General features: G+C 71.1%; 7 protein-coding genes and 2 tRNA genes. 4 read left to right on the top strand and 5 right to left on the bottom strand.

What is annotated here, in order from left to right; genetic code table 11:
* Nucleotides 1-13: 13 nt before the first annotated feature.
* Together MWM45_RS01975 and MWM45_RS01980 are read right to left on the bottom strand one after the other, a co-directional pair.
* A complete protein-coding gene (locus tag MWM45_RS01975; protein ID WP_247827905.1) occupies nt 14-1432 on the bottom strand; it encodes a dihydrolipoyl dehydrogenase family protein in 1419 nt (472 codons plus the stop codon).
* Nucleotides 1433-1523: 91 nt separating this feature from the next.
* Nucleotides 1524-1599, bottom strand: a tRNA-Arg gene (locus MWM45_RS01980).
* Nucleotides 1600-1889: 290 nt separating this feature from the next.
* Here MWM45_RS01980 and MWM45_RS01985 point away from each other — a divergent pair.
* Nucleotides 1890-3731 (top strand): phosphoenolpyruvate carboxykinase (GTP), encoded by a 1842-nt coding sequence (locus MWM45_RS01985; RefSeq protein ID WP_247827906.1) that lies wholly within the window; start codon nt 1890-1892, stop codon nt 3729-3731.
* Between the two features lie 112 nt (nt 3732-3843).
* Here the strand turns inward: MWM45_RS01985 and MWM45_RS01990 are convergent, their stop codons facing one another.
* On the bottom strand, nt 3844-5295 hold the full coding sequence (locus MWM45_RS01990; protein ID WP_247827907.1) for a phosphomannomutase/phosphoglucomutase: 1452 nt from the start codon (nt 5293-5295) through the stop codon (nt 3844-3846).
* A 48-nt stretch (nt 5296-5343) separates the two neighbouring features.
* On the opposite strand from MWM45_RS01990, the gene MWM45_RS01995 reads away from it, so the two are divergent.
* Nucleotides 5344-7458: a RecQ family ATP-dependent DNA helicase gene (locus MWM45_RS01995; RefSeq protein WP_247827908.1), complete on the top strand. Its 2115-nt coding sequence runs from the start codon at nt 5344-5346 to the stop codon at nt 7456-7458.
* Between the two features lie 328 nt (nt 7459-7786).
* On the top strand, nt 7787-8866 hold the full coding sequence (locus tag MWM45_RS02000; RefSeq protein ID WP_247827909.1) for a hypothetical protein: 1080 nt from the start codon (nt 7787-7789) through the stop codon (nt 8864-8866).
* A 65-nt stretch (nt 8867-8931) separates the two neighbouring features.
* On the opposite strand, the gene MWM45_RS02005 is transcribed toward MWM45_RS02000, so the two are convergent.
* Together MWM45_RS02005 and MWM45_RS02010 are read right to left on the bottom strand one after the other, a co-directional pair.
* Nucleotides 8932-9019 (bottom strand) — tRNA-Ser (locus tag MWM45_RS02005).
* Between the two features lie 123 nt (nt 9020-9142).
* A complete protein-coding gene (locus MWM45_RS02010) occupies nt 9143-11236 on the bottom strand; it encodes a prolyl oligopeptidase family serine peptidase (RefSeq protein WP_247827910.1) in 2094 nt (697 codons plus the stop codon).
* Between the two features lie 90 nt (nt 11237-11326).
* Between MWM45_RS02010 and MWM45_RS02015 the strand changes: the two genes are divergently transcribed.
* A complete protein-coding gene (locus MWM45_RS02015) occupies nt 11327-13402 on the top strand; it encodes an FAD/NAD(P)-binding protein (RefSeq protein WP_247827911.1) in 2076 nt (691 codons plus the stop codon).
* The last annotated feature ends 122 nt before the right edge of the window (nt 13403-13524 follow it).

The raw sequence follows: 13524 nt of genomic DNA on the forward strand, positions 1-13524 counted from the left end.
CCGGACCGCCCGGTCACAGGCCGTACTTCTCGAGCAGCCGCAGCCACACCTCGCTCACGGTGGGGTAGGCGGGCACAGCATGCCACAGACGGTCGAGGGGCACCTCCCCGACGATCGCGATCGTGGCGGCGTGCAGCATCTCGGACACCTCGGGCCCCGCGAAGGTGACACCCACGAGCACCTTCCGGTCCTCGTCGACGACCATCTGCGCCCAGCCCTTGTAACCGTCGGAGTGCAGGGCGGACCCGGCGACGGCGATCTCGAGGGACGTCTCGGAGGCGTTGACGCCGTCCTCCCGTGCCTGCTCGAGGGTGCGACCCACCATGGCGATCTCCGGATCGGTGAATACCACCTGGGGGACGGCGCTCCGGTCCGCCGTCGACGCGTAGGCGCTCCAGTCCGCGGCGGTATCACCGAGGGTGCCCCGGGCGCGGGCCGCGATGGCGTCACCGGTGGTGCGCGCCTCGTACTTGCCCTGGTGCGTCAACTGGACCACGCCGCCCGCGTCGCCGACGGCGTACAGCCAGCCGCCGGCGTCGGGCACGCGCCCGGTGGCGTCCCGGCTCAGCGTCGTCGGGTCCAGGCCGATGCCCTCGAGCCCCAGGCCGGCGGTATGCGGGTGCCGGCCGGTCGAGACCAGGAGCTTCTCCGCCGTGACGGTCCGGCCGTCGCCGACATCGAGCACGAAGCCGCCGTCCTCCTGGCGCACGGCGTTCGTCGCCGTGTCCGTGAGGACGGTGAGTCCTTCGCCGCGGAGGGCGTCGAGGACGAGGCCCGAGGCCTCCTTCGGGTAGTTGCCGAGGATCCCGCTGCGGGCGATGACGGTGACCTCCGCCCCGAGCCGCGCATAGGCCTGAGCGAGTTCGACGCCGGCCACGCCGCCGCCGAGGACGGCGAGGCTCGCTGGGATCTCCTTCGCGGAGGTCGCTTCGCGGGTGGTCCAGTAGTCGAGGCCGGCGAGCCCGTCGATGGGCGGGACGGTCGGTGTGGAGCCCGTGGCGAGCACGACGGCGTGGTTCGCGCGGTAGATGGTCTCGGATCCATCGTCGTGGCTGATCACGACCTCACGCTCACCGGTGAGTTTCGCCCAGCCGCGTTCCAGGGCGATGCCCGTCGAGGTCACCCATTCCTCCTGTGAGGAGTCGTCCCAGCCGGAGGTGAAGGACGTGCGGCGCTCGAGCACCTGCTGGGCGTCCAGGGGGCCCGTGACCGCTTCCCGTGCGCCCGCCACGCCGCGTGCGGCGTTGAGGACAGTGCCCGGGCGGAGGAGGGCCTTGGACGGCATGCAGGCCCAGTAGGAGCATTCGCCCCCGATGAGGTCGGATTCGACGAGCACGGCCGAGAGACCCCGCTCGACCACCCGCCCCGCCACGTTCTCGCCGACAGCGCCGGCGCCGATCACGATGACATCAATGCTCTGGGGTTCGCTCATGGGCTGAGCCTTCCACCCGTCCCACTGGGGGGCAACCCGCATGCAAAAGGCCCCGACCGGAGTCGGGGCCCTTCGTGGTCTGCATCGACCGTGGTGCGCGCGAAGGGATTCGAACCCCCAACCTTCTGATCCGTAGTCAGATGCTCTATCCGTTGAGCTACGCACGCATTCGTAGTCCGTCGATTCGCACTGCGAATGACTCCTACAAACCGGCCGTTTGGCCGTAAATAACTCTAGCGTGGATTGGCTGCGGCGCCTAATCGCCCGGTCGGTCACGGGCCAGTAGACCGGTCTAGGTGACCTTCGTCACACCAGTGCGTAACGTAAGCGCTGGACATCGGCTCTCTGGCGCGGAAAGCCGTCCGCCCGGGCCTGGCGTTCCGGCGGACGGACCCTTGCATGAAATATCCCGCCCCTAGCATCGGTAGACACCAGCCACCCAACGAAGGGAAGAGTAATGGGCGATCCCGTACGACAGCTCACGGTCGACACACCCCCCAATGCGCCGACCACCCACCGGGCCCTGCTCGCGTGGGTCGAGGAGGTACGGCAGCTGACGCAGCCCGCCGACGTCGTCTGGGTGGACGGGTCGGAGGCCGAGAACCGGCGTCTCTCGGACGGGCTGGTCGAGAGCGGGACATTCATCCGGCTCAACCCGGAGACGTTCCCCAACTCCTTCGCGGCGTTCTCGGACCCCCGGGACGTGGCGCGGGTGGAGGAGCAGACGTTCATCTGCTCCGCCGACGAGCGGGAAGCGGGCTTCACGAACAACTGGATGGATCCGGCGGAGATGAAGGTGAAGCTCACCGGCCTGTTCACCGGGGCCATGCGCGGCCGCACCATGTACGTCATCCCGTTCGTCATGGGCCACCTCGACGCCGAGGACCCCAAGTTCGGCGTCGAGATCACCGACAGCGCCTACGTCGTGACCTCCATGCGCATCATGGCGACCATCGGCACCCCCGTCCTGGACCGCATGACCGAACTCGATGCCGCGTTCGTGCCCGCGCTCCACTCGCTCGGCGCACCCCTTGCCGAGGGCGAGGCCGACGTCCCGTGGCCCTGCAACGAGGACAAGTGGATCGTCCACTTCCCCGAGGAGCGCTCCATCTGGTCCTACGGCTCCGGCTACGGCGGCAACGCCCTGCTCGGCAAGAAGTGCTACGCGCTGCGGATCGCGTCCGTCATGGCCCGCGACGAGGGGTGGCTGGCCGAGCACATGCTGATCCTCAAGCTCACCTCACCCCAGGACAGGACCTACTACCTCTCCGCGGCGTTCCCCTCGGCGTGCGGCAAGACGAACCTCGCACTGCTCGATCCCACGATCGACGGCTGGAAGGTCGAGACCCTGGGAGACGACATCACCTGGATGCGCTTCGGCAAGGAGGGTGAGCTGCGGGCCGTCAATCCCGAGGCGGGCCTCTTCGGCGTCGCCCCCGGCACCGGCTGGCACACCAACCCGAACGCGATGCGCGCCATCGCCAAGGGCAACTCGGTCTTCACGAACGTCGCCCTCACCGACGACGGCGGTGTCTGGTGGGAGGGCATGACCGAGGAGGTGCCGGCCCACCTCACGGACTGGCAGGGCCGTGACTGGACACCGGACATGGGCCACACCGCAGCGCACCCGAATGCCCGGTTCTGCACGCCGATCGACCAGATCGACATGCTCGCCGAGGAGTTCAACCGGCCGGACGGCGTCGAGCTCTCGGCCATCCTCTTCGGCGGACGCCGCAAGACGACGGTCCCCCTCGTCACGCAGTCCCGCAACTGGGCGAACGGCATCTTCATGGGGTCGACGCTGTCGTCGGAGACCACGGCCGCGGCCGCGGGCGAGGTGGGCCGCGTCCGCCGCGACCCCATGGCCATGCTGCCCTTCATCGGCTACGACGCCGGCGACTACCTCCGGCACTGGCTCACCCTCAGCGCCGGCGCGGACCAGGCGCGCCTGCCGAAGATCTTCCTCGTCAACTGGTTCCGCCGCACCGCGTCCGGCGGCTTCGCCTGGCCCGGCTTCGGCGACAACTCGCGGGTGCTCAAGTGGGTCATCGAACGGCTCGAGGGCACGGCGGACGCCGTCGAGACGCCCATCGGTTTCGTCCCCACGGGGGAGTCGCTGGACCTCACGGGCCTGGACATGACGCCGGCCGAGGTGGAGGCGGCCGTGCACGTCGACGCCACCGAATGGGCCGAGGAACTCCAGGGCATCGAGCAGTGGTACGACCGCTTCGGCGAGTCCCTGCCCGATGAGCTCCGTGGGCAGCTCGACGAGCTGAAGGAACGCTTCAGCGTTTCCTGACGGGCTTCGGCCGGGCTGACGGGGCCGGTCCGTCCGTGAGTGCGCAGCTGTGGCGGGTCCTGAACGATGGGACCCGCCACACGTGTACGTTCAGCGGTGAGGCGCGGGAGGGTCAGTCGCGGATGACCCCGAGGACGCGCTGCACGAGGTCCTGGAGCGTCCGGGGATCCACGGCCTCGGCATTGAGCCGGAGGTACGGCTCGGTGTTCGAGGGGCGCAGGTTGAACCACCAGTCGCCGTGGTCCGGAGTGAAGGTCAGTCCGTCGAGGTCGTCGACGACCACGCCCTCCTGCTCGAACTCGGCGCGCCCCCGGGCGATGGAGGCCGTGAGGTCCTCGACCTTCGAGTTGACCTCGCCCGAGGAGAAGTAGGGCTCGTACTCGCGGCCCAGCTCCGAGAGCGGCCCGTCCTGCTCGCCGAGGGCCGCGAGGACGTGCATCGCAGCGAGCATCCCCGTATCCGCGTTCCAGAAGTCCCGGAAGTAGTAGTGGGCGGAGTGCTCGCCGCCGAAGACGGCGCCCTCCTTCGCCATGACGGCCTTAATGAAGGAGTGGCCCACGCGCGTGCGGACCGGACGGCCGCCGTCGTGCCTGATCAGTTCCGGCACCGCGCGCGAGGTGATGAGGTTGTGGATGATCACGGGTTCGGCCTCGCCGGCGGCCTGCGCGCGGGCTATCTCGCGGCGGGCGACCATCGCGGTGATGGCGCTGGGTGAGACGGGCTGGCCGAGCTCGTCGATGATGAAGCAGCGGTCGGCGTCGCCGTCGAACGCGATCCCGATGTCCGCGCCGTGCTCGACGACGGCGGCCTGCAGGTCGCGGAGGTTCTCCGGCTCGAGCGGGTTGGCGGGGTGGTTGGGGAACGAGCCGTCCAGCTCGAAGTAGAGGGGCACGATCTCGAACGGCAGGGCCGGAAGGATCTTGTCGCCGAGGACGGCGGGGGTGGTCAGGCCCGCCATGCCGTTGCCGGCGTCCACCACGATCTTGAGCGGGCGCGACGACGAGAGGTCCACCTGGGCGCGCAGGAACCGCGAGTACTCCTCGAGGACATCGCGGACGCCGATGGTGCCCTGCACCGTGACGGCGGGGATCGAGCCCTCGGAGAGGTAGCGTTCGGCGCGTTCCTGCACGTCGTTGAGGCCCGTCTCGGAGGACACGGGGACGGCGCCGGGGCGCGTCATCTTCATCCCGTTGTACTGGGCCGGATTGTGGCTGGCGGTGAACGTCACGCCGGCCGCGTTCAGGGTGCCGCTGGCGTAGTAGAGCTCGTCGGTGGAGATGAGGTCGAGGTGGACCACGTCCGCCCCGCGGCGGGTGGCGCCCTCGGCGAACGCCTTCGAGAACTCGGGCGACGACGGCCGCATGTCCCCGCCGACGAGGATGGTCTCGCCGGCCAGCTCCAGCGAGTCGACGAAGGCTGCTCCGACCGCCCGGACGGAGTCGACGGTGATGGTCTCGCCGACGATGCCGCGGACGTCGTAGGCCTTGAAGGATGCAGAGAGATCGAAGGTTGTAGTCACGTCTGGAAGTGTATCGGGTGGTGCCGGAGCGACCGTTGTGCACATAGCGGTCGCACCACGGTGAGTGGGGGAGGCGGCTGGGATACTGGGGAGATGTCGCCGACCACCACGCTGAACGAACAAGCCACCGAAATCCTGACCACCCTCGTCGGGTCGCCGGACGCACGGTTCCACGAGGGACAGTTCGAGGCCATCGAGGCCCTCGTGGAGGGCGGTCGGCGCGCGCTGGTGGTCCAGCGCACCGGGTGGGGCAAATCGGCCGTGTACTTCGTCGCGAGCCTGCTCCTGCGTGCGCGCGGCGCGGGCCCCACCCTGATCGTCTCGCCGCTCCTCGCGCTGATGCGGGACCAGGTCGCGGCCGCGGCCAGGGCAGGTGTCCGGGCGGAAGCCATCAATTCGGCCAACCAGACCGAGTGGCAGGACATCACCGCGAAGCTGCAGGCCAACGAGGTGGATGTCCTCCTCGTCTCGCCCGAGCGCCTCAACAACCCGTCCTTCCGCGAGCAGCACCTGCCGGAACTCATGCGGCGGACGGGCCTGCTCGTGATCGACGAGGCCCACTGCATCTCCGACTGGGGGCACGACTTCCGGCCGGACTACCGGCGCCTGCGCGAGCTGATCATGGGCCTTCCCGCCGGGGTGCCCGTCCTGGCCACGACGGCGACCGCCAACTCCCGCGTGGTGAAGGACGTCGAGGAGCAGTTGGGCGCGGGCGGCACGGACGTCTTCACGCTGCGCGGGGAGCTGGCCAGGAAGTCCCTCCGGCTCGGGGTCCTGCGGCTGCCGAGCCCGCGGTCGCGTCTTGCCTGGCTCCTCACCCACCTCTCGGACCTGCCGGGGAGCGGCATCATCTACGCCCTCACGGTCTCCGCCGCGGAGGACACCGCCCGTCTCCTGCGGGAGAACGGCCACGCGGTCCGCGCCTACACCGGGCGCACCGATCCGGCCGACCGGGAGGCCGCCGAGGCAGCCCTCAAGAACAACGAGGTGAAGGCCCTGGTGGCCACGAGCGCCCTGGGCATGGGCTTCGACAAGCCCGACCTCGGCTTCGTGGTGCATCTCGGGGCGCCCTCGTCCCCGGTCGCCTACTACCAGCAGGTCGGCCGCGCCGGGCGCGGAACGCCCAACGCCGACGTCCTGCTGCTGCCCGGCGCGGAGGACCGCGACATCTGGGAGTACTTCGCCACCGCCTCGATGCCGTCCCAGGACGCCGCCCTCCGGGTGATCGAGGCCCTCCAGCCCGGTGTCGTCCTGTCCACCCCCGCGCTCGAGACCCGGGTGAACCTGAAGCGCTCGCCGCTGGAGTTGCTGCTCAAGGTGCTCGACGTCGACGGCGCGGTCCGCAAGGTCACCGGCGGGTGGGAGGGCACCGGGGCAACCTGGGAGTACGACGCCGAGCGGTACCGCCGCATCAGCGAGGCGCGCGTCGTGGAACAGAAGGCGATGCTCGACTACGAGACCACCACGGCATGCCGCATGGAGTTCCTCTCGCGCTCCCTCGACGACCCCGCCGCCACCCCCTGCGGCCGCTGCGACAACTGCGCCAGCCCCTGGTACTCGGACGAGGTGGCCCACGAGGCGTCCGACTCCGCGAACCAGGCCCTCAGCAGGGTCGGGGTGGAGCTCGAGCCCCGCGGCCAGTGGCCCTCCGGCATGGACAAGCTCGGTGTGCCGCTCAAGGGGAAGCTGAAGCCGGGCGAAGTCAGTCGGCCGGGCCGCGCCCTCGCCCGCCTCACCGACCTCGGCTGGGGCAACAGGCTCCGCGAACTCCTCGCGGACGCGACACCCGACGCCCCGCTCGATCCTGCGGTCGTCGAAGCGGTCGTCCGCGTGCTGGCCCAGTGGGGCTGGGAGGAGCGGCCCGTGGCCGTCGTCAGCGTGCCGTCCCGGCGGCGTCCCCAGCTCATCGGGTCCCTGGCGCAGGCGCTCGCGGGCGTGGGCCGCATCCCCTATCTCGGGCAGCTGACCACGCCGCACGGCTTCCCCCAGGGGCAGCCCGGCGGCAACAGCGCGTTCCGCCTCGCCTCGGTGTGGGACCACTTCGCCGTCCCGGACGAGGGCGCCGCGTGGTTCGCGGCGAACCCCGGACCGGTGCTGCTCGTCGACGACTTCGCGGACAGCCGGTGGACCATCACGGAGGCCGGGCGGGCGCTGCGCGCCGCCGGGGCGTCCGGGGTGCTGCCGTTCGCGCTGGCCCTCAAGGCATAGCGCGCAAGGCGTATCGCCCAGGCGGAGCGCCCGGGCGTCGGCGGTGGGTGTAGGGCGCCGAGACGTCGGTAGTGCTGAGTGTGGAGCGCCGAGGCGTCGGCGGTGCTGAGTGTGAGCGCCGAGGCGTCGGCGGTGCTGCCGTTCACGCTGGTGCCCGAGGCGTAGCGCTCAGGTCGTCGTCCTCGTCGTCCGCGGGGCTGTCTGCGGGTCGGGACGTTGGACCCTGCCCGGCGCAGTGGAGGCCGGTGATGCTGGTGTCTGCCCCGCCGGTTCCCCATCGCGGCCCGGTCGTCGTCGTGCCCTCACCTGCATCCGGAGCGTGATCCGTATGAGCTTCCCTCCCCTCGCCGAGGAATCCTTGCCCCGACGCCTGAGCGCCCTGTGTCGCACGGCGGCCGCCAGGGCAACGGCCTTCGTGCGGCGCGCTCGGTCGCGTCTCGGCAGCTCGGCACACGCACCCGACGACGCCGGCCGTGCCCGCCGCGGTGCCGATGGCCGAGCGCCCGCCCCGGCCGACCCGCCGGGCACTGTCCTGCCTGCTCAGCCCGGACGGGTCCCGCGGCTGCTGACCGCTGCCATCGTCGCCCTGATGGTGGCCTCCAGCCTGCTCGGTCTGACGGTGCGTGGCCTGTACCAGGAGCCGCCGTCGGTGGTGGCCATGGTCCGGGGCCTGGACGCGGTCAACCTCGCCGTGGCCGTGCCGGCGCTGGCGGGCTCGCTGTGGCTGGCCGGCAGGGGATCGCTGCGGGGTCGGGTGCTCTGGACCGGGACGTTGGCCTACACCCTGTACACCTACGCGCTGTTCGTGTTCGGGCTGGGGTTCACCGCTACCTTCCTGCTCCACGTGGCCGTCCTGGCCATGGCCATCTACGCCTTGGTCCTGGCCCTGGGCGGCGCGGACAGGGAGGGGTTCGCCCGGCGGTTCCGGCATCGCGTCCCCGTCCGAGCAGCAGCGGTCGTCCTGGGTCTGCTGGGCCTCGGGCTGGGCGGCATCTGGACGTACTACGCGTCCCGGTTCGCTTTGACCGGAGCAGTCCCGCCGGCAGGCCTGATCGTCCAGCCGGTCTCCGGCCTGCACCTGTCCTATGCCGCAGACCTCGTCCTGATGGTGCCGGCCTACCTCCTCGCAGCGGTGCAGCTGTGGCGGCAGCAACCCTGGGGTTACCTCCTGGGCGGAACCCTCCTGGTGTCCGGCACGCTGCAGCAGGTGGGCTACATGGCGCAGCTCGCCTTCCAGTCCCGGGCCGGCATCCAAGGTGCCACGGCCGCCGACCCCGGCGAGCCGCCCATCCTGGCTGCCTACGTCGTGGCCCTGGTGCTCCTGCTGGCAGGCTCCCGGGCCCCGGCTGCCATCGGGTCCGGGGACAGGACGGCGCCGAGCCGGCGTCGTCCCCGACCCGCGACATAGGGTCCCGGCGTCGCGGATCGTGCGGGAGACGAAAAAAGAGCCCCTATTTCTAGGGGCTCTTCCAGCGGAGACGGGGGGATTTGAACCCCCGGTAGGCTTTAGGCCCACACTTCATTAGCAGTGAAGCCCATTCGGCCGCTCTGGCACGTCTCCATCGGCTATCGCTAGCTTCCCAAGGTTACCCAGAAGGGGACGGCAAGAGCAAAACAGGCGCCCGGCCCCGGACGGGCCGGCGGCGGGGCGACCGGATGAGCTCCGACCACGTGCTGCCGCCGATCAGAGGGATCCCGTCAGGGCCCGCCACAGGAACTCGAAGCTCATCGCATGCATCCTCGCGGCCTGCCGGTTGTCCGCGGCACCCGCATGCCCGCCCTCGAGCGCCTCGTGGAACCAGACGTCCCGGGCGCCCAGGTCCTTCATCCGCGCGGCCATCTTGCGGGCCTGGACGGGTCCCACACGGTCGTCGCTCGTCGCCGTCCAGATCAGGGTCTTCGGGTAGGCCGTGTCCTCGCGCAGCAGGTGGTACGGCGAGAACGTCCGCACGTACTCCCACTCCTCGGGCTTGTCCGGGTCGCCGTACTCGGCGATCCACGAGTACCCCGCGGAGAGCTTCGTGTACCGGCGCATGTCCAGCAGCGGGACGCCGCAGGAGACGGCGCCGAACAGGTGCGGGTAGGTGGTGAGCATGTTGCCCACGAGCAGCCCGCCGTTGCTCCGCCCGGTGCAGCCCAGCAGTGACGGTGCCGTGACGCCCCGCCGCACCAGGTCCTCGGCGATCGCCGCGAAGTCCTCGTACGCGCGGTGCCGGTCGGCGTGCAGCGCTGCACGGTGCCACGCCGGACCGTACTCGCCGCCGCCGCGGATGTTCGCCAGCACGTACACACCGGCACGGCCGTCGTCGGTGACGCGTTCCAGCCAGCCGCGGCCGATCACGCCGCTGTAGGCGGGCGTCATGGAGTGCTCGAACCCGCCGTATCCGGAGAGCAGGGTGGGGTTGCCGCCGTCGAGCACCAGGTCCTTCGATGCGATCTGGAAGTACGGGACGCGCGTGCCGTCGCTGGAGACGGCGAAGTGCTGCTCGACCGCGAAGCGGTCCTCGTCGAAGTACGACGGCGACGACTTGACGGCGGTGTGGTTCCCGCCGATCGTCCCGCGGTACAGCGTCGAGGGGGTGAGGAAACCGGTGGCGATCAGCCAGTAGTCGTTACCGGCGTCCTCGTCCTCGTCCTCGTCGTCGACGGCGTAGGCGTCCACCGAGTGCAGCGGCGGGCAGGCGTCGAGGAGTTCCGCCGTCCAGCCCTGCGCGGGGTCGAGGATGCGGATCTCCGAGGAGACGTCGCGCAGCAGGTTCAGCAGCAGGTGGTCCCGGGTCCAGCTCCAGGACTGCAGGGACGTCGTGGCGTCCGGCGCGAACACTGTGGCGAAGGAGCGGCCACCGGCGAGGAACGCGTCGAAGCCGATGACGAGCAGCGATCCGGCGGTATGCGTGGTGCCGGCGACGGTCCAGTCGGTGCGGGGCCGCACGATCAGCCACTCGCGGTGCAGGGAGATGCTCGCGTCCTCCGGCACCTCGATCGGCAGCCACGAACCGTCGCGCCGGACGTAGGTGCGCCGCGTGTAGAAGTCGATCGTGTCGACGGCGACGTCGCGCACGAAGCCGGGCGTGGCGTCGTGCAGGACCATGGCCATCATGTGGTCCTCGTCCACGCCGAAGTACTCCTGGGCGTCGTCCAGGCCGGCGCCGCGCTGCAGGGTGCGGACGGTCCGCGGGTAGGAACTCGACGTCATCGAGCCCGGGCCGAAGTCGGTCCCGACATACAGGGTGTCCGGCCCCGCCCACGAGATGCGGCTCTTGGCCGCCGGGATGTCGAACCCACCGTCCACGAAGGCCAGGGTTCCGAGGTGGAACTCGCGGTACCGCGCGGCGTCGCCCCCGTCGGGGGAGAGCACCACGAGGACCCGCTCGTGGGGTTCGCCGCTGTCGGGGCGCAGGAAGAGCGCACCGCCCCAGACCCATTCCGTGCCCTCGGCGGCACTCAGGGCGTCGACGTCGAGCAGGAGCTCCCACTCCGGGGCGTCCGAGGGGTAGCTCTCCCAACTCGTGCGGCGCCAGATGCCCTGCCGATGCGCGGCGTCGCGCCAGAAGTTGTAGTAGAAATCGCCGTGCTTGCCCACCATGGGGATGCGGTCGGTGGAGTCGAGCACTTCGAGGATCCCGCGCTCGCGGACCCCGAAGTCAGGCGTCACGAGGGCGTCCTCCGTCAGGGCGTTCTCGCCGCGCACCCAGTCGAGCTGCCGCTCACCATAGATGTCCTCCAGCCAGAGGAAGGGGTCGTCCGTCATGGCCGGGTCATCCGTGTGCAGCGTCATGCGCCCATCCTATGCAGGGACGCGGAAGCCCCACCAAAGCCCGGGAGTCCGGCGGACCGGGACGGCGGCCGCGTTGGATACTCTTGACAGGTGGAGAACCAGGACGCACGGCAGGTGGCCGTCATCGGCGGCGGGCCCCGCGGCACCTCCGTGGTCGAGCGGCTGATCGCCCGGCATCGGGCGCTCGGAGGGTCGGCTCCCGCGCTCGTCATCCGCGTCGTCGAACCGCACGACCCCGGGCCGGGCCACGTCTGGCGGCCGGACCAGTCGCGGCTCTTCCTGATGAACACGCCCTGCCTGTACCCGACGGTGGTGCCGGTCGGCGCCCCGGCCGCGAGCATCGCCCCGGCACCCGTGGGGTTGTCCTTCGACGCCTGGCGCGAACGTGCGGTCGCGGGCCTCGTCCCCGGGCTCGACGACGACGACGCGGCGGAATGCGCGGGACTCGCCTCGCGGGACTTCCCGAGCAGGGCGCTCTACGGCCGGTACCTCGCCTGGGTGTTCACCGAGGTGGTGGAGGCGGCGCCGTCGAGCGTCACCGTGGTCCACCACCGCAACGAGGCGGTGAGCCTCGATTGCAACGGTTCCGCCCCGCAGGGAGACGGTCCAGCCCCACGCGGCGACGCTTCTGTCCGACGCGGCGACGGTTCCGTCCCGCACGGCGGCCGGGAGTGGCGGATCACGCTCGACGACGGCTCCCGGGTCGACGCCGACGACGTGGTCCTGGCCCTCGGCCATCTCGCGGCGACGCTCACCCCGGAGCAGGGCCGGCTCCAGGACGCCGCAGCCCGGCACGGCCTGCAGTACTGGCCGCCCGCCGTCCCGGCCGATGTCTCCTGGCACCGTCTTCCCGCAGGGAAGACCGTGCTGGTCCGGGGGCTCGGGCTCAACTTCTTCGACGCCATGATCCAGCTGACGGAGGGTCGCGGCGGTCGGTTCTCCAGCGGGGACGACGGGCGGCTCGCCTATACGCCGTCCGGGAAGGAGCCCCGCCTCGTGGCCGCCTCCCGGCGCGGCGTTCCCTACCGGGCCAAGGCGGACCTCGACTCCTACTTCCCGCGCAGCGTCGTCCTGCGCTACTGCACTCCCGAGCGAGCCCTCGCGTTCCGGGCGTCCGGCGTCCAGCCCGGCTTCGACCACGACCTCTGGCCCCTGCTGCACCGCGATGTGCTGTGGGCCTACTACTCGACCCTCGGCCGCACCGCCCCCGGGGGGCTCCTCACACCGCCCGCGGCGTTCCTCACCGCACTCGACGCCGCTCTCGCGACGGAGGGACCGGACTGGGAGGCCGCCGCCGGACGGGTCATCGCGCGGTCCGTGCCCGAGGACCTGCGGCTCGATGTCGAAGCCCTGGCCCACCCCTTCGCCGGGCGTCGCTTCGAGGACGGGGACGCCTTCACCGCGGCCGTGCTCGCCTATCTCGACGCGGACGCCGCGGGGTCGGCGAGGGGCGAGGACGACCCGCTCAAGATGGCGATCGGCGCCCTGAACGCCGGGCGGACGGTGATCAAGCAGGCCGTGGCGGACGGGGGGATCTCCGCCTCGTCGTGGAATGCCGAACTGCGCGGATGGTTCGAGCCACTGGTCGAGGGCCTGGCGAGCGGCCCGCCCCCGCTGCGCATCGCACAGCTCGCGGCGCTCGTCCGGGCCGGGATCGTCCGCTTCGTCGGGCCCAATCCCGGATTCGGCTTCGACCCCGAAGCCGGTCTGTTCCGCGCGGCCTCGCCGTGGGTCCCGGGGGACTCGTTCACCGCGCGCTATCTCGTCGAGGCGATGATGCCGGCGAACCGGGTGTCCACGAGCCTCTCCCCGCTGATGCGCCAGCTGCTGCAGCAGGGGACCGTCCGGCCGGCGACGTCCATGGGGGATGACGGTATCCCCGTCACCTCCGACGGGCTGGATGTCACTCCGCCCCCGTACCGGGCCGTCGACCGGTCCGGCCGGGAGCAGGGATCCCTCTTCGTCATCGGTCTCCAGCTCACGTCCGTGCAGTGGGGCACGGCCATCGCCGCGCAGGCCGGCGTGGCACTGGCGGCAGGCAGCAGGACCCTCCTCGACGCCGACACCATCGCGGGCGCCGTCCTGGAGCGGGCGTCGGACGCGGTGCCACCGTCGGGCGAGCGGCACGCGGAGGCCCAGATGACCGAGGCCTCGACCGCGGGCTGACGTGTCGACGGCGGGCTGACAGCCGGGCCTTCCGATAGGGGGCGGTCGGCCGGACGGACCGCCGGGCCCGCGACAGGCCCACTCAATGACAGAGGGACCCCCGCCTGCATCGTGCTGGCGGG

Source organism: Arthrobacter antioxidans, from assembly GCF_023100725.1.
Taxonomy (GTDB): Bacteria; Actinomycetota; Actinomycetes; order Actinomycetales; family Micrococcaceae; genus Arthrobacter_D; species Arthrobacter_D antioxidans.

What these genes read in the sequence shown, in the direction of transcription:
- MWM45_RS01995 (WP_247827908.1), top strand. Translation starts at nt 5,344, where the DNA reads ATGTCGCCGACCACCACGCTGAACGAACAAGCCACCGAAATCCTGACC.
- MWM45_RS02010 (WP_247827910.1), bottom strand. Translation starts at nt 11,236, where the DNA reads ATGACGCTGCACACGGATGACCCGGCCATGACGGACGACCCCTTCCTC.
- MWM45_RS01975 (WP_247827905.1), bottom strand. Translation starts at nt 1,432, where the DNA reads ATGAGCGAACCCCAGAGCATTGATGTCATCGTGATCGGCGCCGGCGCT.
- MWM45_RS01985 (WP_247827906.1), top strand. Translation starts at nt 1,890, where the DNA reads ATGGGCGATCCCGTACGACAGCTCACGGTCGACACACCCCCCAATGCG.
- MWM45_RS01990 (WP_247827907.1), bottom strand. Translation starts at nt 5,295, where the DNA reads ATGTGCACAACGGTCGCTCCGGCACCACCCGATACACTTCCAGACGTG.
- MWM45_RS02000 (WP_247827909.1), top strand. Translation starts at nt 7,787, where the DNA reads ATGAGCTTCCCTCCCCTCGCCGAGGAATCCTTGCCCCGACGCCTGAGC.